Origin of the sequence: Leucobacter sp. wl10, assembly GCF_003569785.1 — a bacterium.
Taxonomy (GTDB): domain Bacteria; phylum Actinomycetota; class Actinomycetes; order Actinomycetales; family Microbacteriaceae; genus Leucobacter.
The window spans coordinates 109,588-131,479 of sequence record NZ_KZ983989.1 but is presented as its reverse complement, the minus strand read 5'-3'; the positions used below and the strand labels follow the sequence as shown (position 1 = coordinate 131,479).

The 21,892-nt window shown below is 69.7% G+C and carries 20 protein-coding genes and 1 tRNA gene; 11 read left to right on the top strand and 10 right to left on the bottom strand.

Going from position 1 to position 21,892, the window contains the following annotated elements; genetic code table 11:
• The first annotated feature begins 27 nt into the window (after positions 1-27).
• Positions 28-1,374, top strand: a complete 1,347-nt coding sequence (locus D1J51_RS04385; RefSeq protein WP_119073967.1) for a MurL-like N-terminal domain-containing — start codon at positions 28-30, stop codon at positions 1,372-1,374.
• Positions 1,364-2,701, top strand: coding sequence for a UDP-N-acetylmuramoyl-L-alanine--D-glutamate ligase (gene murD, locus D1J51_RS04380; RefSeq protein ID WP_119073966.1), 1,338 nt, complete (start codon positions 1,364-1,366; stop codon positions 2,699-2,701). Before D1J51_RS04385 ends, murD begins: the two co-directional genes overlap by 11 nt.
• Positions 2,702-2,722: 21 nt before the next feature.
• Here the strand turns inward: murD and D1J51_RS04375 are convergent, their stop codons facing one another.
• Positions 2,723-4,171 (bottom strand): PepSY-associated TM helix domain-containing protein, encoded by a 1,449-nt coding sequence (locus D1J51_RS04375; protein ID WP_119073965.1) that lies wholly within the window; start codon positions 4,169-4,171, stop codon positions 2,723-2,725.
• A gap of 60 nt (positions 4,172-4,231) precedes the next feature.
• Between D1J51_RS04375 and D1J51_RS04370 the strand changes: the two genes are divergently transcribed.
• Positions 4,232-4,843, top strand: coding sequence for a DUF5134 domain-containing protein (locus D1J51_RS04370; protein ID WP_119073964.1), 612 nt, complete (start codon positions 4,232-4,234; stop codon positions 4,841-4,843).
• Here the strand turns inward: D1J51_RS04370 and D1J51_RS04365 are convergent.
• The 7 genes from D1J51_RS04365 to D1J51_RS04335 form a co-directional block, all read right to left on the bottom strand.
• Positions 4,840-5,628 carry a metallophosphoesterase family protein gene (locus D1J51_RS04365; protein ID WP_119073963.1) on the bottom strand — a complete coding sequence of 263 codons (789 nt, stop codon included), beginning with the start codon at positions 5,626-5,628 and terminating at the stop codon, positions 4,840-4,842. The two genes, D1J51_RS04370 and D1J51_RS04365, sit on opposite strands and share 4 nt — an antisense overlap.
• Positions 5,628-7,322 (bottom strand): ABC transporter permease, encoded by a 1,695-nt coding sequence (locus tag D1J51_RS04360; RefSeq protein ID WP_119073962.1) that lies wholly within the window; start codon positions 7,320-7,322, stop codon positions 5,628-5,630. The genes D1J51_RS04365 and D1J51_RS04360 overlap by 1 nt, the downstream gene beginning before the upstream one ends.
• Before the next feature lie 20 nt (positions 7,323-7,342).
• Positions 7,343-8,404: an extracellular solute-binding protein gene (locus D1J51_RS04355; protein ID WP_119073961.1), complete on the bottom strand. Its 1,062-nt coding sequence runs from the start codon at positions 8,402-8,404 to the stop codon at positions 7,343-7,345.
• 82 nt (positions 8,405-8,486) lie between these two features.
• The gene (locus D1J51_RS04350; RefSeq protein ID WP_205547710.1) at positions 8,487-9,578 is read right to left on the bottom strand and encodes an ABC transporter ATP-binding protein; all 1,092 of its coding nucleotides are present in this window, start codon (positions 9,576-9,578) and stop codon (positions 8,487-8,489) included.
• Between the two features lie 192 nt (positions 9,579-9,770).
• Complete coding sequence (locus D1J51_RS04345) at positions 9,771-10,166, bottom strand: DoxX family protein (protein WP_119074081.1); 396 nt, start codon at positions 10,164-10,166, stop codon at positions 9,771-9,773.
• Positions 10,167-10,285: 119 nt separating this feature from the next.
• Positions 10,286-10,924 carry a response regulator gene (locus tag D1J51_RS04340; RefSeq protein ID WP_119073960.1) on the bottom strand — a complete coding sequence of 213 codons (639 nt, stop codon included), beginning with the start codon at positions 10,922-10,924 and terminating at the stop codon, positions 10,286-10,288.
• Positions 10,921-12,129 (bottom strand): sensor histidine kinase, encoded by a 1,209-nt coding sequence (locus D1J51_RS04335; protein WP_162903658.1) that lies wholly within the window; start codon positions 12,127-12,129, stop codon positions 10,921-10,923. The genes D1J51_RS04340 and D1J51_RS04335 overlap by 4 nt, the downstream gene beginning before the upstream one ends.
• 150 nt (positions 12,130-12,279) lie before the next feature.
• Between D1J51_RS04335 and D1J51_RS04330 the strand changes: the two genes are divergently transcribed.
• Positions 12,280-13,071 (top strand): CPBP family intramembrane glutamic endopeptidase, encoded by a 792-nt coding sequence (locus D1J51_RS04330; RefSeq protein WP_162903657.1) that lies wholly within the window; start codon positions 12,280-12,282, stop codon positions 13,069-13,071.
• Between the two features lie 143 nt (positions 13,072-13,214).
• Here the strand turns inward: D1J51_RS04330 and D1J51_RS04325 are convergent.
• Positions 13,215-13,296, bottom strand: a tRNA-Leu gene (locus D1J51_RS04325).
• 248 nt (positions 13,297-13,544) lie between these two features.
• Between D1J51_RS04325 and D1J51_RS04320 the strand changes: the two genes are divergently transcribed.
• From D1J51_RS04320 to D1J51_RS04290, 7 genes are all read left to right on the top strand, one after another.
• Positions 13,545-14,564 (top strand): TerC family protein, encoded by a 1,020-nt coding sequence (locus D1J51_RS04320; protein WP_205547707.1) that lies wholly within the window; start codon positions 13,545-13,547, stop codon positions 14,562-14,564.
• A gap of 215 nt (positions 14,565-14,779) precedes the next feature.
• A complete protein-coding gene (gene leuC / locus D1J51_RS04315) occupies positions 14,780-16,339 on the top strand; it encodes a 3-isopropylmalate dehydratase large subunit (RefSeq protein ID WP_119073957.1) in 1,560 nt (519 codons plus the stop codon).
• A gap of 2 nt (positions 16,340-16,341) precedes the next feature.
• Positions 16,342-16,944, top strand: coding sequence for a 3-isopropylmalate dehydratase small subunit (gene leuD / locus D1J51_RS04310; protein WP_119073956.1), 603 nt, complete (start codon positions 16,342-16,344; stop codon positions 16,942-16,944).
• An 80-nt stretch (positions 16,945-17,024) separates the two neighbouring features.
• A complete protein-coding gene (murA, locus tag D1J51_RS04305; protein ID WP_240422928.1) occupies positions 17,025-18,332 on the top strand; it encodes a UDP-N-acetylglucosamine 1-carboxyvinyltransferase in 1,308 nt (435 codons plus the stop codon).
• Between the two features lie 68 nt (positions 18,333-18,400).
• Positions 18,401-19,177, top strand: coding sequence for a lysophospholipid acyltransferase family protein (locus D1J51_RS04300; protein ID WP_205547706.1), 777 nt, complete (start codon positions 18,401-18,403; stop codon positions 19,175-19,177).
• Positions 19,174-20,295: an NAD(P)H-dependent glycerol-3-phosphate dehydrogenase gene (locus D1J51_RS04295; RefSeq protein WP_240422894.1), complete on the top strand. Its 1,122-nt coding sequence runs from the start codon at positions 19,174-19,176 to the stop codon at positions 20,293-20,295. The genes D1J51_RS04300 and D1J51_RS04295 overlap by 4 nt, the downstream gene beginning before the upstream one ends.
• Positions 20,253-21,404, top strand: coding sequence for a D-alanine--D-alanine ligase family protein (locus D1J51_RS04290; RefSeq protein WP_119073953.1), 1,152 nt, complete (start codon positions 20,253-20,255; stop codon positions 21,402-21,404). Before D1J51_RS04295 ends, D1J51_RS04290 begins: the two co-directional genes overlap by 43 nt.
• Here the strand turns inward: D1J51_RS04290 and D1J51_RS04285 are convergent.
• Entirely contained in the window at positions 21,398-21,871 is a 474-nt protein-coding gene (locus tag D1J51_RS04285; RefSeq protein WP_240422890.1) for a DUF3515 family protein, read from the bottom strand. The two genes, D1J51_RS04290 and D1J51_RS04285, sit on opposite strands and share 7 nt — an antisense overlap.
• Between the last annotated feature and the right edge of the window lie 21 nt (positions 21,872-21,892).

Genomic DNA, 21,892 nt, shown 5'->3' with positions numbered 1-21,892 from the left:
GCGGGCGGCGCGGTAGGATGATCGATCATGGCATCAGCGTCACCCCCCTCGTCCGCGCAGGTCACGCACTTCGAATGCACTGAACCGCAACTCGACGGCGCGACCGTGCGGCTGCGCTACACGGCGCGATCCGGCGCCGGAGCCGTGGCCGAGTTCACCGAGACGATCGAGCTGCCCGCGCCCCTCGACCACGTGCCCGCCACGGTGCGCGACGCCGTGCTGCGGCTGCTGTCGCTCGCGGCGTCGCTCAGCTACTTCAAGGCCTTCGCGCCCACGGCGCTCGCGGTGCCGGGCGGGCTGACCGACGCCGAGCGCGCGTTCGTCACCGCGCTCATCGCGGGCGGCATGGGCGAGTTCGCCTTCGTCAACGGCATGCCGGAGGTGCTGTCGACCGAGGTGCGGGCCCCGCGGCTGACCCCCTCCGCGCCGGCCGTGCCCGCGACGCCCTCGGAGCCCCGTCGCCTGCTCGTCGCCGTCGGCGGCGGCAAGGACTCCATTGTGTCGATCGAGTCGCTGCGGGGCGCGGGCCTCGAGGCGGGGCTCTTCGCGGTGAACACGCAGCCGCCCATGGCGCGCACGGCCGAGGCGGCGGGCCTGCCGCTGCACGAGGCGCGGCGCAGGATCGATCCCGAGCTCTTCGAGCTCAACGCCGCCGGTGCCCCCAACGGGCACGTCCCGGTGACCGCGGTCAACTCGCTCGTCGCCGTGCTCACGGCGCTCGGGCTCGGCTACGACGGGGTGGTGTTCAGCAACGAGGCCGGCTCGTCGTACGGAAACTTCGAGTGGGCCGGCCGCGTGATCAACCACCAGTGGTCGAAGAGCATCGAGTTCGAGCGGCTGCTGCGCGCCTCCCTGCCGGCCGGCGCCCCCGACTACGTGTCGCTGCTGCGGCCGGTCAACGAGATCCGGATCGCGCGCCGCTTCGCGACGCTCACCGACTACCACCCGCTGTTCACGAGCTGCAACCGGGCGTTCCGCATCCACGAGCCGGCCTCGCCGTCGTGGTGCGGCGACTGCCCCAAGTGCCGCTTCATCTTCCTGATGCTCGCGCCGTTCCTGAGCCGCGGCGCCCTGCTCGAGATCTTCGGCGGCCGCGACCTGTTCGCCGACGAGGGGCAGCTGACCGGCTTTCTCGAGCTGCTCGGCGTCGAGGGGCTCGTGAAGCCCTTCGAGTGCGTGGGGGAGCCCGACGAGTGCCGGGTCGCGCTGTCGCTCGTGCGGGAGCGCGACGACTGGCGCGGGCATCCGTTCCTCGACCGGCCCGAGATCGCCGCGGTGACGGCCGCCGGGGCCGAGCGGGAGGCCGTCTTCGGCTGGCACGCGGGCGAGCACTTCCTGTCGCCGCGTCTGGAGGCGGTGGCCCGTGAGATTTGACGAGCTGGTCGGCAGGGACGTGGTGATCTGGGGCGCCGGCCGGGAGGGCCGCGCGGCCCGCGCCGAGCTGGCGCGGCGCGGCGTCACCGCCACCATCGCGGTGACGGGCGGCGGCGCCGTGCCGGGCGACCTCCGGGACGTCGTCGACGGCGATGCGGCGCTCGAGCGGCTGCTCGCGGCCGAGGTCGTCGTGAAGTCGCCGGGGATCCCGCGCACCTCGCCCGATTTCGTGCGCCTGGCGGCGCGCGGCGCGCGGCTGACCTCGCTCATGGACCTGTGGCTGAACGACAACGCGGAGCGCGTGATCGCGGTGACCGGCACCAAGGGCAAGAGCACCACCTCGACGCTCGTGCGCCACGTGCTCGACGCCCTGGGCTACCGCGCGACGCTCGCCGGCAACGTGGGCGTTGCGGTGGCGGGCGACCTCGATCCCGAAGTGCAGGTCGCGGTGACGGAGGTGTCGAGCTACCAGGCGGCCGACCTGACGGTGTCGCCGCGCGTCGCCGTGCTGACCTCGCTGTATCCCGAGCACCTGCCCTGGCACGGCGGCTACGAGCGCTACGTCGCCGACAAGCTCAACCTCGTCGCCCACGGCCCCGAGGTCGTCGTCGTCCCGTCGCGCGAGCACGAGCTCTTCGCGCTCGCGACGGAGCGGGCGGCCGCGGGCACGCGCGTCCTCACCCCGGGCGAGCTCGGGATCCGCGCGCGCGGCGACCGCCTCGCCTGGGAGGGCGCGGGCGAGCTCCTCGCCGCCGAGCTCGGCCTGCGCGGCGCCCACAACCTCGCCAACGCCGCGCTCGCGCTCGCCGCCGTGCACGCGTTCACCGGCATGCCCGACGAGGAGCGCGTCCGCGCGCTCGAGGCCGTGCGCGGTTTCGCGCCGCTGCGGCACCGGCTCGAGGCGATCCCCTCGCGCGACGGCCGCGTCTGGGTGGACGACAGCCTCGCCACGGCTCCGCAGGCCGTCGTCGCGGCGCTCACGGCGTACGCCGAGGCGCGCGTCACCCTGATCGCGGGCGGGGCCGAGCGCGGGCTGCCGTTCGCGCCGCTCGTCGACTTCCTCGCGGACCGGGGCGAGGCGTTCCCTGTGCGGGTGATCGGCACGGGGCCGGCCGGCGCGCGGCTGATCTCCGAGGCCGAAGGCCGGGTGCCCCGGATGGAGTCGGCCCGGAACTTCGCCGATGCGCTCGAGCGTGCGCGCTCGGGCGCGGTCGAGGGAGAGGTGATCCTGCTCTCTCCCGGCGCGCCCAGCTTCGACGAGTTCGCGGACTACGAGGAGCGGGCGGCGGCGTTCAGGGCGGCGGCCGAGGATCGCGCCCCGGGCTAGCGATCCCGGGCCGCGGATCCCTCAGGCGCTTCCGAAGAACTTCCTCATCCTCGGGATCCTCCGGATCAGGAACTGATCGAGGGCGAGGATCACGAGGAGCGACAGGCCGAACAGCGGGAGGAAGATCCCGAGCGCCACGAGCGCGACCAGGAGCAGCCGGCTGCCCCAGACCGGCAGCTTGGCTCGCGGCGCCGCCATTCCCGACGCCGTGCCCCGCCTGGTCCACCACATGATGGGAGCGGACACGCACATGAAGATGACCGCGAGGCAGAACAGCGTCGAGAGCACCGTGTTGATCGTGCCGAGGCGTCGCCCCTCGTGGACCGCGATGCCCTGGGAGACGACCTGCGCGGCGACACTGTAGTCGTCGTAGCCGTATTCGCCGACGACCTTTCCGCTGTACTGGTCGACGTGGACGGTCCGTTCGAGGCTCACCTCGGATTCTGCGGGGTTGCCGTTGTCGTTCCACTGGCTGGACATGACGCTGAAGACGCCCGTCTCGCCGTCGGGGTAGATGACCGAGTAGGGCTCCGGCGCGCCCTGGGCCCGGGCGACGGCGACGGCGTCGTCGATCGAGATCCGCGATGCGCCGCCGGCCTCGCTGCTGCCGAGCGGGCCGCCTCCGATCGCCCACCCGGCCTCGGCGCTGCTCCCGTTCGTGCGCTCGATGAGCTCGCCGATGGTCGACTTCCCGCCCGGATCGTCGGCCCACAACGAGGCTCCGTTGCCGGTGGCGAGCTGCTGGGCGACCGAGCCCCAGACGCCGGTCCACGGCAGTCCGGACACGACGAGCAGCAGGATGCCGAGCCCCACCGGCAGCCCCGCGATCGCGTGCCAGCCGCGCAGCCGCGCGCCCCTGATGCCCTTGGCGCGCGCGGTCCTGCGCGGCCGTCGTCCGAGGAAGAAGATGATGAGCCCCGTGATGGTCAGCACGATCGCCCAGCTCGCCCCGAGTTCGACGATGCGGTCGCCGACGCCCTCCTCGCCGAGGAGGAGATCGCCGTGGATCCGCTCGGCCCAGTCGGAGATGAGCTGGTCGGGTCTGAGCTCGCCGGTCACGGTGGACGTGTAGGGGTCGACGTAGACGTTGACGCTGCTGCCGTCCTCCAGAGCCGTGACGAACACGGTCGCCCGGTCGCCCCGCTGGTCGACGACCGAGAGGATCGGCCTGTCGGGGAAGGCCTCCTTGACCGCCCCCTCCTGCGCGGAGAGCGCCTGCCGCTCACCGCCCTCGGGAACGTTCACGGTGAGGACGCCGGGGTAGGTGAACGCGTCGACCTCGGCGCGGAACATGTAGGTCATGCCGGTCACCGCGAGTACGAACAGCACCGGGATGACGAGGACGGAGCCGTAGAAGTGCCAGCGCCAGAGCGCACCGTACCAGTTCGTCTTGCGGCGCCTCGGCGGGGTTCGCGGCGCTTCGGGGCCGGTCGAGGCGTCGGCTGGGGCGCCGGTTCTGGCGGTGGTCATGGGGAGCCCTTTCAAGCCGAGGCGAATTATCTCTACATATTGTAGTAATAGAATCGTCCCGTGCTCGCATCTCCTTGGGATCTCGTCCTGACCGCCGTCTTCGTCTGCACCGGGCTCGCGTGCCTCGCCGACCTCGCGGCCCGTCGTGGCGCCCGTTCCGCGCGAGGCGATGGGATCGGCGACGAGGAGCTGATCGGCATCGCCCACGGCGTGATGAGCGCCGCGATGATCCTCATGCTGTGGGTGGCCGTCCTGGATGCGGTCACCTGGACGCAGATCGCGCTCTTCGCCATTCTCGCGCTCGCACTCGCGCTGGGCATCCCGCGCGCGCACGGCGCGGCACGGCGCGCCGACCTCTCCGGGCACATCCTGCTGAGCGCCGCGATGATCTGGATGCTCGCGGCGATGCCGCTGCTCATGGCGGGCGCGGGCGCGGCGGGCGGATCCGGCGCCGGCGGTACCGCGCACCACGGCGGCGGCGGCGAGGGAGGGCCCGGCGCGACGCCCGCGTGGGCGGAGGCGGTCAACCTGCTCTTCATCGCCCTCTGCGCTGCCTGCGCGCTGTGGTGGCTGTACCGGCTCGCAGCGGCACGCGGCCACCGGCGGCACTCGGCGAGCCACGCGCTCATGGCAGCGGGCATGGGCGCGATGCTGTGGCTGATGAACGCCTAGCGACTCGGCCGGGCCGCCGTTCGCGCCATCGCCGCCGGCTCGCCCACAGGCTGGAGGTCCACCCCGGTGAGCGCGACCCGCGCGGGTCCGGGCTCCGAACGGTCGAACACGACCTCCAGATAGCCGCGCGGCCGGCTCTCCTCGCCCGCCCGGCCGGCCGGGCTGCCGCTGTAGGCGATCCGCCCCGAGGCCCCGAGCGTCATCCGCTCGTGCACGTGCCCGAGCGCCCAGTAGTCGTAGCCGCGGACCTCGAGCCGGTCGATCGCGACCGGTGCGCAGACCCGCTTGCTGCGGGCGCCGTCCAGGCTCGTGTGGAGCAGGCCGATGTTGACGAGTCCCGGCACCGGATCGGGATAGCCGAGCGCCAGGTTGCGCGTCTCGTCGCGTCGGCCGATCGACTCGCCGTGCACGGCGACGCCGCTCTCCGCCCAGACGTGCGTCTCGGGTCCCACGAGGCCGAGCAGTCGCGCCGACGGGGGGAGCCGGAGCTCGGGGAGGCAGCCGGACTCGGCGTCGTGGTTGCCCGCGATGACGGCCACCGGGATCCCCGCCTCGTGCCAGACCTCGAGCATCGCCTCGAACGAGCGGATCACGCGCTCGTCCGGACGAGCGCGTTCGAAGACGTCGCCGGCGATGAGCGCCCCGTCGTAGGGCGCCCCGTCGCCCGCGCCCGCCAGCACGCGCCGGGTGAGCACCTCCACGAGCAGGGGCCCCGCGGCCGGGTCGGGCTCGGCTCCGTGGGACCGGGCGCCGAGATGCAGGTCGGAGAGGTGGGCGATGCGCATCAGGCTCCCCGCTTCCGCGCCTGCCGCTGGCGCCACACCTCGACGACGATGAGCACGACGGTCGAGCTGAGCACGCCGATCACCGTCATGGCCATCGCCTCCGCGCGGCGCCCCTGGTCGAAGGCGCCCATGATCCAGGGCGAGAGCAGGTTCGTGGAGGAGGGCCGCACGAGCGACGACACGACGACCTCGCGCAGGCCGACGAGGAACGCCAGCAGCCAGCCCGAGACGATGCCCGGCACGAGCAGGGGCAGCAGGATCCGACGGAACCGCTGGGCCGCCGTCGCCCCCGATGCGTAGGCCGCCTCGAGGAGCCGGTCGTCGATCCCGAGCCGCACCGCCTTGATGTTCTGCACCACCATCGGCAGGAACACCACCGCGTAGGCGATGATCAGCATCCAGCGCGTGTTGTAGGGGGTCACGGGCAGCCAGGGCGAGTTCCAGAGGAAGATGAAGCCGATCGCGAGCACGATGGCGGGCACGGTGTCCGGGGCGACCGCGAGCATGTCGATGAGGCGGCGCAGCCCGCGGAAGCGGCGTCCACCGGTGACGCTCCCTGCGGAGCTCATCGGGGCGACGGCGAGCGCGACGGCGACGCCGACGATCACGGCGAGGGTCGCGGCGACGAAGGCGAGACCGAGGCTGTTCAGGAGGGCCTCGCTGCTCGAGCCCGGCCTCAGCACCATCGCGAAGTAGTCGAAGGTGAGGTTCTCGAGGGAGATCGGCTGGGAGCGCAGGATCGTCATCGCACCGAGCAGGACGGCGATGTAGGGGACCACGATCGAGATGAGCGCCGCGAAGCCGAGCCAGGCCCAGCCGAGCGCGCCCCACGCGCCGAGCCCGACGGTGGTGCGGCGCTGCGCCCGGCCCCCGAACGGGGTCGCGCGGCGCCCGACCCACTGCTGGATGGCCCACACCCCGATCCCGAGTGAGAGGAGCATACTCGAGAAGGCCGCGGCGCTCGGGAAGTCGAGGGGGTCGATCGTCACGTCGGCGTAGATCTTCGAGACCAGCACGGGGAATCCGATCTGGTTGCCGATCGTGACGGGTGTGCCGAACTCGCCGGCCGCCTTGATGAAGACGATGAGCGCGCCGAGCGAGTAGGCGCCGCTCGACAGCGGCGCGACGATCCGGGTGAGGCGCTGCCAGGCGGAGGCCCCCGCGATGCCGGCCATCTCGTCGCTCGAGGCCGGGAGGGTGTCGAGGTGGTTGCGCAGCAGCAGGTACAGGAAGGGGAAGATCTCGCAGGCCATGATTGCGGCCATGCCGTACGGGGTGTTGACGAAGGATCGCAGGGCCGCCCCGGCCGGCCCGAAGAGCTGCTCGGCGAGGCCGTTCACCCGGGTGAAATCGAGCCAGGCGAGCGCCGCCACGTAGGGCGGCGTCATGAAGGGGACGAGCAGCAGCACGTCGATCCAGCGGTGCTCGCGCATGGGCGTCCACGACATCAGGAACGCGAGCGGCGCCGCGAGCAGGGTGCTGAAGAGGATCACCAGCACGCCGAGGAGGAGGGTGTTGCCGACCACCTGCAGGTTGTCGGGCCCGAGCAGCTTCCCGAGCGCGGAGGGCTGGCCGTCGTACCCCGTGACGGCTCGGACGAGCACCGCGACGAGCGGCAGGCCCGCGCCCACCACGAGCAGTACGAGCAGGCCGATGAGGCCCGCAGGCCGCTCCCTGCGCGGGGTCGTCGTCATCGCGTCGGGCCGGGGCCGGATCAGCTGAGGTAGCGCGAGGTGAACGTGGCGAGTACGTCCTTGCTGGTCGCCGAGACGTCCTCCCAGGTGAAGTCGAGCTGCTTCACGTCGGTGAGGCTCTTGGCGCCGTCGGCGACGGCCACGGAGGGCTGGGCGGGGATCATGAACTTCTGCGCCGAGATCGACTGGCCCTGGTTCGAGAACATGAAGTCGACGAACGCCTTGGCCGCCTCGGGGTTCTTCGAGTCCTTGAGGATGAACACCGGTCGTGGCGAGACCGTGGTGCCCGAGGCGGGCAGCACGACCTGGAGCGACTCGCCCTTCGCGATCGCCGAGTAGGCCGAGTAGTCGACGCCGCCGAAGACGACCGCGGCCGAGCCCGCGGTCACGCTGTCGAGCGCCGGGCCGTTCGCGCCCTGCACGGTCATGCCGTTGGCGAAGAGGCCGTCGAACAGCTTCCAGGTCCGCTCCTCGCCCCAGGCCGCGACCATCGCCGCGATCAGGTCGCGGGCGGTGCCGGATTCGCGGGGGTCGGGCATGAGCACGAGGTTCTTGAACTCGGGCTTGGTGAGATCCGCCCAGTCGCTCGGGATCGAGGGGGCCGCGTTCGTGTTGACCACGAGCGCCAGCGCTGATCCGTCGCGGCCGGTGAAGCCGTCGCCCGCCCAAGCCGGGGTCACGGTCGAGACGCCGAAGGGCTCGTAGGCGAGAGCGCGGTCGTCGGCGGCGTACTTCGCGGCCGGGGCCCAGGAAGCGACGTAGACGACGTCGGCCTGCGGGTTCTCCCACTCGGCGTCGAGCTTCGCGGTGATCTTGCCGGTCTCGCCGGCGAACACCTCGACCTGCACGCCCGTGAGCTCGGTGAACTTGGCGGTGAGCGCGTCGGTGAGGCCCTGCGGGTTGGCGGAGTAGAAGGTGATGCTGCCTTCGAGACCCTTGGGGGCGACCCAGTCGAGCTCGGAGCTCGTGGTCTCGGGGGCGCTCTCGGCGGCCGAGGGCTGGGCGCTGCCGCAGCCGACGAGGGCGAGAAGCGCGGCGGCCGCGCCGAACGCGGCGATGATCTTCTGGGGGAAGCGGGACATGCAGGGAGTTCCTTTGCTCTGTGGGTGGGTCTGGCACGGATCGGGCATGCCGAGGAGCGGCGCGCCCCGTTCCGGACCGGGATCAGGGTGCGGGATCGGCGCCGTCGAAGCCGATCACGTCGGCCACCCGGACGCCGAGATGCACACGGCTGCCGGGTGCGCAGGCCCGCCGGGCATCGACGATCCAGGGCTTCTCGACGCCCGGGATCGATGCGGCGATGCGGAAGAAGCCGCCGCGGTAGTCGCAGGCGCGCACGACGCCCGCGTAGGTCAGGTCGGCTGCGGGATCCGGCTCCCCGTCCGCCGTGGCGAGCGTCACGGCCTCGGGCCGCACCCCGCCGCGGCGATCGGGCAGCGAGTTGAACGCTCCGATGAACCCGGCGACCATCTCGGTGGCCGGACGCTCGTAGAGGTGCTGCGGCGAGCTGAACTGCTGCACGCGGCCGTCGAAGAGCACGGCGATGCGATCGCTCAGCCCCATCGCCTCCTCCTGATCGTGGGTGACGAACACGGTCGTCACCCCGATCGCGTGCGTGAGGCTCTTCAGCTCCTCGCGCAGCTGGATCTTGAGCGCCGCGTCGAGAGCGGAGAACGGCTCGTCCATGAGCAGCACGTCCGGGCGGGCGACGATCGCGCGCGCGACGGCCACTCGCTGCTGCTGACCGCCGGAGAGCTGGTGGGGCAGTTTCACCGCGTGGCTCCCGAGCCCCACCGTCTCGAGCGCCTCCGTGACGCGGTGCTCGACGCGACCGCGATCGATCGCGGGCTTCGCGACGCGGAGCGGGAAGGCGACGTTCTCGAAGGCGGAGAGGTGCGGCCAGAGCGCGAGATCCTGGAACACCATGCCGATGCGCCGCGCGCGCGGCGCGAGATCCACACCGCTGTCCGCCTCGAACACGGTGCGCTCCCCGAAGCGGATCGTGCCGCTCTGCGGGGTCTGCAGGCCTGCGAGGCAGCGCAGCAGCGTCGATTTGCCGCACCCCGAGGGGCCGAGCACGCTGACGAACTCGCCGGGCCGCAGCGCCAGCGTGGTCGGCCGCAGTCCCGTCTCATCGCCGAAGACGCATGCGACGCCGTCGACCTCGAGCGGCACGCCGGCGGTATCGAGCCCCGGGTCGCCCGCGACGGGCAGGTCCGGGGCGTGCCCGTCGCGCAGAACATTCTGTGTCAGCACCCCCAAATGATGCTCGCCGAAGGTGAGCGGATTCGGGCGTGAGGATAACCGGCGGGCGAACGACGGATTGCCGATGGATGACGGATGTCGGGTCGTGCCAGCCGGTGAGAACGCGTCGGCCCGGGTGGAGCCTCGGATTCCGCGCCACCGAGATGCTCGGGCTCGGGCTCCTGCTTCAGGTACCGCGGGTCGTCACCGCCTCGTCGACCACAGCGCGAGCGCGACCAGGGCCGGCTGGAAGAACAAGCGGGCAAGCCGCTTGCGGTCAGTGTCCAAACCGAAACCGTTACGGCGGTGCACGTACTGGGAGATGTTGCCTGGGAAGATCGCGATGAAAAAGGCCGCTGCGATCGCGCCCACCCGTCGAGCGCGTCTTCCCTGCGAGACGGCGAGGGCGGTTCCCAGCGTGATCTCCGTGATGCCCGACGCGACGACGGTGGTGTCCGGGTCGAGCGGAACGAGGTCGGGGACCTGAGCTTGAAACTCTTCACGGGCGAACGTGAGGTGGGCGGTGCCGGCGAAGATCAGGCCTGTACCGAGCAGCACTCTTGCGAGACGTCTTCCGCGGTGATTCCCCATGCCGCCCATTATGCAGTAGATCCAGACGGGCCGCAGGAGGGCCGATTCAGTGCTGGCTCCCAACTGGTCGCGTCGGCTCGAGCGGGCCGCAACGACGGAGGGCGGCATCCTCGACCCGTCTCATGATTTCACTTGCGCGATACGTGCGCGTGAACCGCAAGGAGCTTCATCCGTGTCTGGAGGTTGAACTTGCGAAGCACGTTGGTGACGTGGTTCTTCACGCTGCCCGTGCTGAGGAAGAGTCGTGATGCGATCTCTCGGTTGGAGAGCCCTGCCATGAGCAGTTCAAGCACCTCTTCCTCGCGAGGAGTCAACGCCTCATGAGGAGTCGATCGAGGTGATCTGGCTGATTGCGCAAGGGCGATGAGAGCCTCTGTCGGGGCTGACCCGAGAACGGTCTGCCCTGAATGGACGCGCCTGATCGTGTCAACGAGCTCCGCTGGCGTCGCATCTTTGAGGAGATAGCCGTGCGCGCCCGCCTTCAACGAAGCCATCAGGAGATCATCATCGTCGAAAGTCGTCAGCACTACACAGCGGGACCGTGGCGAGACGATCCTGAGCTCAGCGATGAGGGTCGGACCGTCCATGCGCGGCATACGAATATCTACGAGGGCGACATCGACGGCGCACTGTTCGATCACCCGGAGCGCTTCGACACCGTCTGCGGCCTCTGCTACTTGTTCGATGCCCTCGGCATGCTGGAGCATGAGCCTGAGGCCTTCGCGGATCATCGATTGGTCGTCCACGATCATCACTCCGATGGTCATCGCGCCGACCGCCTCGGCGTCGGAACCTCGACGCTGAGGATCGCTTCGAGCTGAGGGTCATCTCGAAGGTCGAAGCTGAGGCTTCCTCCCTTTTCCGCAACTCGCTGACGGAGCGACATCAACCCGAACCCCTCCGCTGTACCTGCCCCCGCTGTTCCATCGTTTCGGATCACAAGTCGCGCATCCTCCCGCTCGTATCGGAGCTCGACGTCGATGAGCGTCGCGCCTGCGTGCCGGATCGCATTCGTCACGCCTTCTTGGAGCGCCCGGTAGAGCATGAGCTGTGTGTCGTCGTCGAGTGGTTGCGGCTCACCTGAGATATCGATGTTGAGCGTGACTCCCGCTCCCGCGAGCGTCGCGGCGAATGCACGAAGGGAGTCATGCGTAATGCCTTGTTGCAAGGAGGTGGGGTTGAGCGATCTCACCCACCGCCGTGTGTCTGTGAGCGCAGATCTCACCGTGGACTTCGCATCGCTGATTTGCGCCCAGGCAGCCTCGGGGTCTTTCTCCTTGAGAAGCTCGGCGTTCTCAAGATTCATCGTCACGACGGTGAGGTGGTGGCCGACGGAATCATGGATCTCACGGCTCATGCGAGCGCGTTCCTCTGCCAGCGTGAGTTCTTGAATCCGCCCAGCGAGAACTACCGCTTCGCTCTCACGTTTGCGTGCCCGCCGGATCGCGAGACCCAGCGACACGACGAACGCTGCAGTCCCCAGCACAGTGAGCGTAAGGCGGATGCTCGTCTCGACGCTGTTGTCGAAGACCATGAAGGAGCTCACGCCGAGCACACCCGCCAGGAACACGACCACGGCGATCGTCGCGCGGAGCGAGGCGATGAAGGCGAGGTTGGCGAACCCGATGAGAGGAAGCAGCGCGTGCTCGCCGAAAGAGCCGGTGATTCCCAATGAGAACGAGGCAGCGATAAACACTCCCGCGGGAAGAAGGCTCCTCGCGCCGCCATTCGGTTCCCATCGCAGCGTGAACCACAAGAGCCCGACGAGCACGATGTTGATCGCATGGATCGTCCACTCCAGAGGAAAACCTGCAGCGAAGGCGCCCCACAGGGAGGACAGTGCTGTCATGCCGTAGACGGACCAGAACGCCACATTCATGAGCACCGGGCGCTGGGCACTCGTGTCTCCGGTCACGCATTTCAGGATAGGGCGGGCACCCTCCCTCGCTCTGAGAATCATGACCTTGGTCATGCGCGAACCGGAGCGATGGCACGGGATTTCGCGGAGCAGCCGACCTAGCGTCGAGTTATGCCAGCGCAGCCCGTAGCCCCCACATCTTCGTACGGCTCGGCCGACTTGACGTCCGCCGTCCGCTTCTTCCGCCATCCGGTAGCGGGAGTCGTGACCGTCGTGTTGAGCATGTTCGCCATGATCCTCGGCAGTGGGCTGATCTCTGCCGGGTTCTATCTCCTCGTGGCATGGATCACCGGTGAGCGCGCCGAAGGCGGGTTGCGAACGACGCTACAGATCGCCAGCTACGTCACCACCACGGTGATCGCCGTACTGCTCATCATGCTCTGGCGCAGGCTCGCACAGCTCCCGATGAGGGGATTCGGCCTCGTCCCGCTGTCACGAGCGTGGCTTCTCATCCCGGGGTTCGGTCTCGCTGTCGGCGTCAACTACGCCTCTGCGGCAACAGCAGTCGCAGCCGGGGCATCGACCTGGGGTCAACCTCGGTTCGACACGGTGCTGATCATCACGGTCATCACGATCTTCTTCGGGCAGGCCTTCCCGGAAGAGCTGTTGTGGCGAGGTCATCTGTCGAATCTCCTCGCACGCAGACTTCGCGCCGTCGCTGTGATCGCGACGACCTCGCTGGCGTTTGGTTCGATGCACATCGTCTCCCACAGCAGTGCCCAGAGCCTCGGTGAGCAACTTCTCTACGTTCTGCAAGGGACCGGCCTCGGCTTCTTGACGATCGCGATGCGCTACGGCACTGCCTCCCTTTGGATGGCGGTCGGTTTCCACACCGGCTACAACGCCTTCTTCGAAGCCGCTGCTCCCGTGACCGGGAACTACGGTGTGGAACTTCTCACCAGAGCAGTTCTCCTCGCGGTCTGCGCCACGCTCGTGCTGTTCGTTCGGCGATTTCGCCGGCGGGCCGATCGCGATTTCGGAGAGGCAGCACCCTAGCCCGAGGTCGAGCAGACCGTCTCGACGCGACCGGTGCCCCGTGAACCGCTCGAGTGGGAAGCGCGGAGTATCGTAACGTCTCCTGGACGAGCCGGCTCGCGCCCGTCGTTGCGCGCACGCGGACCCACTGCGTGCACGCCGCGTGCGCGAGGGGGGACTTGAACCCCCACGTCCGAGGACACTGGAACCTAAATCCAGCGCGTCTGCCAATTCCGCCACTCGCGCGCGGGCCCGGTCGGGGCGCCGGGCTCAGCTTACAGGTTCCACCCTCCCGGTCCGTGGTCGCACGTCGGGCTCCGATCACCCGGTATAGTAGTGCCCGCGAAGGGGAGTATTCCGACTTCGCCCGTGTCGTCAGTACGCCGCGCGCCCACCGCGCAGCCGGTGCGGGTGCGGCACCGCGAACGCGGATGCCGGGAAGAGACCTTCGGCGTTTCGCGCATTCCGCGCCGGCCGAAGGAAAGTTGACCTCTGTGACATCTGTGCTCCCGCTCTGGTTCGAGATCGGATCGATGATCGTGCTCGTCACGATCCTCATCGTCGACCTGCTGCTCATCATCCGCCGCCCGCACATCCCCTCGATGCGCGAGGCGAGCCTCTGGGTCGGCTTCTACGTGCTGCTGGCCCTCGTCTTCGCGGGAGCCATCTTCCTGCTCGGCGATGTGCAGTACGGCACGGAGTTCCTGGCGGGTTGGCTCACGGAGTACAGCCTCTCGATCGACAACCTCTTCGTGTTCGTGCTCATCCTCGCGAGCTTCAAGGTGCCGCACGCCTATCAGCAGCGGGCGCTCATGATCGGGATCGTGCTCGCCCTGGTCTTCCGGGGGATCTTCATCCTGGCGGGCGCCGCCCTCATCGAGCGGTTCATCTGGATCTTCTTCATCTTCGGCGCCTGGCTCATCTGGACCGCCTGGCAGCAGGTGCGGCCCGGCGCGGAGGACCACGGCGGCGACAGCTGGATCATCCGCCAGGTGAAGAAGGTCATGCCGATCACCGATCACTACGACGGCGGCAAGCTGCGCACGGTGGTTGACGGCAAGCGCATGTGGACTCCGTTCCTGCTCGTGCTCGTGTCGCTCGGCACGACCGACCTGCTGTTCGCGCTCGACTCGATCCCCGCCATCTTCGGCATCACGCGGAGCCCGTTCATCGTGTTCACGGCCAACGTGTTCGCGCTCATGGGGCTGCGCCAGCTCTACTTCCTGCTGGGCGGCCTGCTCGACCGGCTGGTCTACCTCAAGTACGGCATCGCCGCGATCCTCGCCTTCATCGGCGTGAAGCTGATCCTGAACGCGCTGCACGAGAACGAGCTGCCGTTCATCAACGGCGGCGAGCCCGTGCCGGTGCCGACCATCAGCACCTGGGCCTCGCTCGGATTCATCGTCGCGGCCATGGCTGTCGCCACCGTCGCGAGCATTGCGAAGATGCGCCGCGAGGCGAAGGCGAGCGGCGAGCGTCTGCACCTCGGTGCGCGGGAGAACGCGGAGGAGTGACCGCGCGGGCCCGGTGACGGGCCGGGTGGTAGAATCGTTCGCATGCGTTCGCGGCGGCAGCTTCTTCCCAGCCGCGGCGGGGTTTAGCCCATCGGTCACCCGCCGCGGAGTTCTCGCTTGGCCGATCCATCGCGCCGGCAATCGAATATTTTCGTGCGGCGCGGTGTTGAAGAACACGTGTCCACGACACAGAGACTGAGAAGAGAAGCCATCACATGAGCGATCAGAACGCTGCCGGGACCGTCGCCGAGCGCGCGACGCGGCCCCGCACCCTCGCCGAGAAGCTGTGGGACGACCACGTGGTCGTCAGGGGCGAGAACGGTGAGCCCGACCTCATCTACATCGATCTGCACCTGATCCACGAGGTGACGAGCCCGCAGGCCTTCGACGGCCTGCGCATGGCGGATCGCCCGCTGCGCCGCGTGGACCTCATGATCGCGACCGAGGACCACAACACGCCGACGATCAACATCACCAAGCAGATCGAGGATCCGACGAGCCGCCTGCAGATCGAGACGCTGCGCCGCAACGTCGAGGAGTTCGGCGTGCGGGCGCACCCGCTCGGCGATGACGAGCAGGGCATCGTGCACGTCGTCGGGCCCCAGCTCGGCCTCACCATGCCGGGCGTCACCGTGGTCTGCGGCGACAGCCACACCTCCACGCACGGCGCGTTCGGGGCGCTGGCGTTCGGCATCGGAACGAGCGAGGTCGAGCACGTCATGGCGACGCAGACCCTGCCGCTCAAGCCCTTCAAGACGATGGCGATCAACGTCGAGGGCGAGTTGCGCCCCGGCGTGACCGCGAAGGACATCATCCTCGCGGTCATCGCGAAGATCGGTACCGGGGGCGGCCAGGGCTACGTGCTCGAGTATCGCGGATCGGCGATCCGCTCGCTGAGCATGGACGGGCGCATGACGATCTGCAACATGTCGATCGAGGCCGGCGCACGCGCCGGCATGGTCGCGCCGGATAAGACGACCTTCGAGTACGTGAGGGGCCGGCCGCACGCGCCCAGGGGCGAGGACTGGGACCGGGCCGTCGAGTACTGGAGAACGCTGCCCACCGACGAGGGCGCCGTCTTCGACGAGGAGGTGTTCATCGACGCGACCGAGCTCGAGCCGTTCGTCACCTGGGGCACCAACCCCGGCCAGGGCGTGCTGCTCAGCGACCGCGTGCCGAACCCGGCCGAGATCGAGGACCCGAATCAGCGCGCCGCCGCCGAGCGGGCGCTGGAGTACATGGATCTCGAGGCGGGCACTCCCATGAAGGAGATCCCGGTCGACGCGGTGTTCATGGGATCCTGCACGAACAGCCGCCTCGACGACCTGCGCACCTTCGCGAGCATCATCGAGGGCAAGAAGAAGGCCGACGGCGTGCGCCTCATGGTGGTTCCCGGTTCGGCCCGGGTGCGCTTCGAGGCCGAGGCCGAGGGCATCGACCGGATCGTCGAGGAGTTCGGCGGCGAGTGGCGCTTCGCGGGCTGCTCGATGTGCCTCGGCATGAACCCGGATCAGCTGGCGCCGGGCGAGCGGTGCGCGTCGACCTCGAATCGCAACTTCGAGGGGCGCCAGGGCAAGGGCGGCCGCACGCACCTCGTGTCGCCGCTCGTGGCGGCGGCCACGGCCATTCGCGGCACGCTGTCGAGCCCGTGGGACCTGCAGGAGGACGCCGCGAGGGGCGTCACCCACGACGCCCCGCCGGCATCTCCCGACGCCGCCTCGCCGGCGCGCCGGCGCATCCCCATCATGCCCGTGAACGAGAAGGTCGAGGCCTGAGCATGGACAAGTTCGCCACGGTGACGGGCGTCGCCGCGCCGCTGAAGCGCTCGAACGTCGACACCGACCAGATCATCCCGGCCGTGTTCCTGAAGCGCGTCACCAAGACCGGCTTCGACGACGCGCTCTTCTCCCACTGGCGCCAGGACGAGGACTTCGTGCTGAACCGCCCCGAGTACGAGGGCGCCAGTATCCTGGTGACCGGCCCCGACTTCGGCACCGGCTCCTCTCGCGAGCACGCGGTGTGGGCGCTGCGCGACTTCGGCTTCAAGGTGGTCGTCTCTCCGCGCTTCGCCGATATCTTCCGCGGCAACGCCGGCAAGCAGGGGCTGCTGGCCGCGCAGGTCGAGGAGGCCGACGTCGAACGGCTGTGGGAGGCCATCGACGCGGAGCCCGGCGTGCGGTTGACCGTCAGCCTCGAGGACCGCACCGTGTCGGTGGGGGAGCTCACTGTGCCGTTCCAGATCGACGACTACACCCGCTGGCGTCTCCTGGAGGGTCTCGACGACATCTCGCTGACGCTGCGCAACGAGCAGGCGATCTCGGACTTCGAGGCTCGCCGCCCGAGCTGGATGCCGACGACGACCCCGGTGGAGGCCGCGTGAACGACAAGAACGAGGCCGATCAGGGGCTCAAGAAGGACGCCGCCAAGGCGGGGGCCCGCGTCGGGCTCACCTCCGACGAGATCATCGTCAACGGCGGCCGGCCGCTCGCGGGCCGCATCGAGGTTCGGGGCGCCAAGAACCTCGCCACGAAGGCGATGGTCGCGGCGCTGCTCGGCAAGACGCCCAGCATCCTGCGCAACGTGCCGAACATCTCGGACGTGCGCGTGGTCGCCGGCCTCCTCGCCCTGCACGGCGTGCTCATCACGCGCGGCGACGACCCGGGCGAGTGGCGGCTCGACCCCTCGAACGTCGAGGTCGCCCACCAGGCCGACATCGACGCACACGCCGGGTCCTCCCGGATCCCGATCCTCTTCTGCGGGCCGCTGCTGCACCGCCTCGGCGAGGCGTTCATCCCCGATCTCGGCGGGTGCAGGATCGGCGATCGCCCCATCGACTTCCACCTCGACGCGCTCCGCAAGTTCGGCGCGGTCGTGGAGAAGCTGCCGAGCGGCATCAGCCTGACCGCGCCGAACGGGCTCAAGGGCGCCAACATCGAGCTGCCGTACCCTTCGGTGGGAGCCACCGAGCAGGTGCTGCTCACGAGCGTGCTCGCCGAGGGGCAGACGGAGCTGCGCAATGCGGCCATCGAGCCCGAGATCATCGATCTCATCTGCATCCTGCAGAAGATGGGCGCCATCATCACCGTCGAGCCTAACCGCGTCATCTTCATCGAGGGCGTGCAGGAGCTGCGCGGCTACGACCACCGCGCCATCTTCGACCGCAACGAGGCCGCGAGCTGGGCGGCCGCGGCGCTCGCCACCAGGGGAGACATCTTCGTGGGGGGCGCGCGGCAGGAGGAGATGATGACCTTCCTCAACGTCTTCCGCAAGGTCGGCGGCGACTTCGACGTCTACGACGACGGCATCCGCTTCTGGCACCCGGGCGGCGAGCTGAAGCCGGTCACCATCGAGACCGACGTGCACCCCGGCTTCATGACCGACTGGCAGCAGCCGCTCGTCGTGGCGCTGACCCAGGCGCAGGGCGTGTCGACGATCCACGAGACCGTCTACGAGAACCGGTTCGGCTTCACCGACGCGCTCAACACCATGGGCGCCGACATCGCGGTGTACAAGGACGGCCTGCACGACGACGCCCGCCGCGTGAAGCGCCGCGAGTTCGAGCAGGCCGCCGTCATCACCGGGCCCACGCCGCTCGCCGGCGCGGACATCGAGGTGCCCGATCTGCGCGGGGGCTTCAGCCACCTCATCGCGGCGCTGACCGCGGAGGGGCAGTCGAAGGTCACCAATCTCGGCATCATCTCGCGGGGCTACGAGAACTTCATCGAGAAGCTCAGGCTGCTCGGCGCCGACTTCATCTTCGAGAGCTGAGAGACCCGATGGCGCTCTCCCGGGACGGCATACCGCCGCGGGAGGGCCGCTCCGGAATAATGTGAGGTATGACTGACACGGTGAAGCTCCGGAGCCGCCCCTCGGCTGAGAAACGACGACCCTCCGTGTTCTGGCTGCTGGCCGCGCTGATCCTGCCGCTGTGGTCGCTCATGGTGCGCTACCGCTTCACCCCGCAGTCGCGCCTGCCGAAGACGGGGCCGTTCATCCTGGCTCCCAACCACTACAGCGAGATCGACCCGATCGCCATGGGCGCTGCGGTGTGGCACCTGGGCCGGCTGCCGCGCTTCATGGCGAAGGCGAGCCTGTTCAGGGTGCCCGCTCTGGGATGGCTGCTCCGGGCATCGGGCCAGATCCCGGTGGAGCGCGACGGGGCCGTGCGGGTGCGCGCGCGGAACGGCAGCCCCATGGGCGCCGCCGGGGCGCTGATCGAGCGCGAGGCCGGGGTGATCGTGTACCCCGAGGGTTCGCTGACCCGGGATCCGGGGCTCTGGCCCATGCGGGGCAAGAGCGGGGCGGTGCGGTTGGCGCTCGAGACCGGGATCCCGCTCATCCCCGTGGCCCACTGGGGCACGCAGCGGCTGATGCCGCGCTACGCGAAGCGCATCCACCCGTTCCCCCGCAAGACCATCCACGTCGCCGTGGGCGAGCCGCTCGACCTCAGCCGCTTCAGCGGGCGCTACCCGGATCAGCGGGTCATCGCGGAGGCGACGAACGAGCTGATGGACGCCATCACGGCCCTGCTCGCCGAGCTGCGCGGGGAGCAACCGCCCCCCGAGCGGTGGGATCCCGGCAAGCACCAGCAGAACGAGACGGGGCGCTTTTGAGCACGAGATCCGTTCCCGTGGTCGCCGGCAACGGCGCGCGCAACCGCGGGCGCAAGGTCGCCGTGATCGGTTCGGGCAGCTGGGGCACGACCTTCGCCAAGGTGCTGTGCGACGCGGGGTGCGATGTGACCCTGTGGGCCCGGCGGCCGGAGGTGGCGAACGAGATCCAGGTGGCCAAGCGCAACAGCGAGTACCTTCCCGGCATCAACCTGCCCAAGGGGCTCAGGGCGACGAGCGATCTCGGCGCGGCGCTCACGGGCGCGCGACTGGTCTTCCTCGCGGTGCCCAGCCAGACCCTGCGGCAGAATCTCGCCGACATCGAGCCCTATCTCGATCGCCGCAGCGTGCTCGTGAGCCTCGTCAAAGGCGTCGAGAAGGCCACCACCATGCGCATGTCCGAGGTCATGGCCGACACGCTCGACCTCGATCCGGCCCGCATCGCCGTGCTCTCGGGGCCCAACATCGCCCTCGAGATCGCGAAGGAGCAGCCGACGGGCGCCGTCGCGTCCTGCTTCGACCTCGGGGTTGCCCAGGAGATCGCCACCGCCGCGTCGGCACCGTACTTCCGCACCTACGTCAACACCGACGTGGTGGGCACCGAGCTCGGCGGCGTGCTGAAGAACCTCATCGCGCTCGCGATCGGCATCGTCGACGGCGTCGGCTACGGCGAGAACACGAAGGCCGCCATCATCACGCGCGGGCTCGCCGAGATGACCGAGTTCGCGGTCGTGTCGGGCGCCGATCCCGCGACGCTCTCGGGGCTCGCCGGCCTCGGCGACCTCATCGCCACCTGCCAGTCGCCGCTCTCGCGCAACAACACCGCCGGCCGCCTGATCGGCCAGGGGTACACGCAGGAGGAGACGAGGGAGCAGATGCAGCAGGTGGCCGAGGGGATCACCTCGGTGCATCCGGTGCTCGAGCTCGCCCGGGAGCGCGGCATCGTGATGCCGATCGTCGCCCAGGTGCAGATGGTGCTGAACGGTACCATGGCGCCGAAGGACCTCGGCCCGCACCTCGCCACCGAGGACGACGTGCCCCGGCCGGAGCTGAGCCTCGCGGGGCGCAGGCCCGGCCGATGGCGCCGACTGCTCGACCGCATGAAGGGAAGTCTCGAGTGAATACCGTTGCGAAGCGCACCGTGGTGCTGCTGTTCGGGGGCCGATCCAGCGAGCACGGCATCAGCTGCGTCACCGCCGCGGGCGTGCTGCGGGCGATCGACCGCTCGCGCTTCGACGTGATCCCCGTCGGCATCACCCAGCAGGGCGCGACCGTGCTGATGCGGGAGGACGATCTCGCCGGCTACCGGCTCGAGGCGGGTTCGCTGCCCGAGGTGCGGGACAACGGCACGCGGGTGCTGTGGCCCGCCTCGGTCGCCACGCGATCGCTCACGCTGATCGACGAGTCGGGGGCGCTGCGCACGCTCGGCCACGTCGACGCGGTGCTGCCGATGCTACACGGCCCCTACGGCGAGGACGGCACGGTGCAGGGCATGCTCGACCTGGTCGACCTGCCCTACGTGGGCAGCGGCGTGCTGGGGTCGGCCCTGTGCATGGACAAGCACGCGGTGAAGACGGTGCTCGCCGCAGCCGGGATCCCGGTCGCTCCCTGGCGCACGGTGACGCGCGAGCAGCTGGAGCGTGACCCGTACCTCGTGGAGCGGCTCGACGAGGGGCTGAGCTACCCCCTGTTCGTGAAGCCGGCGCGGGCGGGATCGTCGGTCGGCGTGAGCCGGGTGATCGACGCCTCCGGGATCCCCGGTGCGCTCGAGGTCGCCTTCGCCGAGGATCGCACGGTGCTCATCGAGTCGGGCGTGACCGGTCGAGAGGTCGAGATCGCGGTGCTCGAGGGGCGCGGGGACGATCGGCCGCGCACGAGCTCGGTGATCGGGGAGATCGTGTTCACTGGGCGCGACTTCTACGACTTCGAGGCGAAGTACCTGGGAGCCGCGGGCGTGGAGCTCGAGCTGCCCGCGAGGGTGACGGGCGCGGAGTTCGCAGCGATCCGCGACGCCGCGGTGCACGCGTTCGAGGTGACGCAGTGCGCCGGTCTCGCGCGCATCGACTTCTTCCTCACGGCGGACGGGCCCGTGATCAACGAGATCAACACGCTCCCCGGCTTCACCCCGATCTCGATGTATCCGCGGCTCTGGGAGGAGTCGGGCCTCGGCTACACGGAGCTCATCACCGAGCTGGTCGAGCTGGCGATCGCGAAGCGGCCCGCCTACTGAGAAGCGGGGCTCGTGCACTGGCGCTGCTGCGGCAGCAGCTGCGCGATCGGGCCGAGATCGATGATCGCGTCGGTGCCGTTCACCTGCTTCGAGTCGACGAAGATCGCGAGCCCGGGGGAGCGGCCGTACGCCTCGAAGCGGGTGATGGGCGCGGCCGACTCGTCCGCGACCCAGTCGACGCCGTTCACGGTGAGGCACGGGTCGGTCGTGGGCCCGCTCGGCTCGACGCCGCACTGCAGCTGCACCGCCGCTGGATCGCCCCACGCGCCGGTCGACCGCGCGCTCGTGGCTCGGCGGTCCAGGCCGGCCACCTGCGAGGGCAGCTGCGCGATCACGTCGGTGCACGCGGGGTCGTCGGCGTTCTCGGCCGCCTCCATCGGCACGCTCCCCGAGCAGGCGGTGAGCAGCAGGGCCGCGCCGGCGACCGCGGCGGTCGGCGCGAGGAGGCGAGGGGCCGAAGTTTTCACGGTGCCAGCCTAGCGAGTGCC